The 1256-nt window shown below is 71.3% G+C and carries 1 protein-coding gene and 1 pseudogene; one reads left to right on the top strand and one right to left on the bottom strand.

What is annotated here, in order from left to right:
• On the bottom strand, window positions 1-766 hold a 766-nt coding region (locus tag KUTG_RS34670; RefSeq protein WP_369794546.1), incomplete at its 3' end, for an MFS transporter.
• Window positions 767-906: 140 nt separating this feature from the next.
• Here KUTG_RS34670 and KUTG_RS34665 point away from each other — a divergent pair.
• Window positions 907-1256 (top strand): annotated as a pseudogene (locus tag KUTG_RS34665) (FadR/GntR family transcriptional regulator); the annotation flags it as partial.

Genomic DNA, 1256 nt, shown 5'->3' with positions numbered 1-1256 from the left:
TGATGCCCAGCAGCACGCCGGCGGCGTCACGGTCGATACCGGCGTCGCGCAGGATCTCCGGCAGCCAACCCATGACCACGTACGCGAAGATCGACTGGGCCGCGAACAGCAGGGTGAACACCCAGGCCATAGGCACCCGCAGCAGGTTCCGGTCGCTGTGCTTGGGCTGGTCCCCGGCCAACACCATGGTGTCCTTGCGGGCCCCGACCAGCCACGCCGCCAGGGCCATCCCGGCCGGGATGGCCCACGCGGCCAGCGCGGGCCGCCAACCACCGGCGGCGGTCTCCAGCTGCGGCGTCACGGCGGCGGCGATGGCGCTGCCGCCGGCCAGGGAAGCGCTGTAGACGCCGGTGATCAGCCCGATCCGGTTCGGGAACGACTCCTTGACCACGACCGGCACGAGCACGTTGCACACGGCGATGCCGGCGCAGGCGATGAACGTCCCGACGAGCAGCAGCCCGGAGCCGGCCAGCACCCGCACGCCGAGGCCGATGGTGAGCACCGCCAGCGCAGCCGCGATGGCCGGGCCGCCGCCGATGCGGCGGGCCAGCCACGGCGACACCAGGGCCGCCAGGCCGAAGCAGATCGACGGTGCGGCGGTCACCGCGCTCGCCCAAGCGGAGGTCGCGGTCAGGCTTCGCTGGACGTCGCCAAGCACCGAGGACAGACTGGTGACGGATATGCGGAGGTTGGCCGCCGCCAGCGTGACCGCAACCGCCAGCAGGGTGGTTCCGGCCAGCACGGCGTGTCGCGAGTGCGGTTTCATTGCCGGCTCAAGTAAATGCGCTGTCTGGTTGCCTCGGATGGCACTCTGTTCGGTCGACGGAGTCCGATCCGGCACACGATGCTGGGTCGCCACCGCCACACTATGACAAACGTAGGATGTCCGGACGAGAGGATGACCCCGTGCCGTTGGCCACTACTCGCCGCACCGGTCTGGTCGACCAGGTGATCGAGCAGATGCGGAAGGCGATCTCGTCCGGGGAATGGCCCGTCGGCCAGCGCATACCGGCCGAGCCCGAACTCGTCAGCGCGCTCGGCGTCGGCCGCAACACCGTCCGCGAGGCCGTGCGTGCGCTTGCTCACGCCGGCCTGCTGGAGGTCCGCCAGGGCGACGGCACGTTCGTCCGCGCCACCAGCGAGCTGTCGGGCGCGGTCCGCCGTCTCGTCGGCGACGAGCTGCGCGAGGTGCTGGAGGTGCGCCGCAAACCTGGAGGTGGAGGGCGCGCGGCTGGCCGCCAAGCACCGAACACCCG

It is taken from the genome of Kutzneria sp. 744, from assembly GCF_000568255.1.
Taxonomy (GTDB): domain Bacteria; phylum Actinomycetota; class Actinomycetes; order Mycobacteriales; family Pseudonocardiaceae; genus Kutzneria.
Note: the sequence above shows the minus strand (reverse complement) of the source record. Positions and strands in the feature narration are given on the sequence as shown.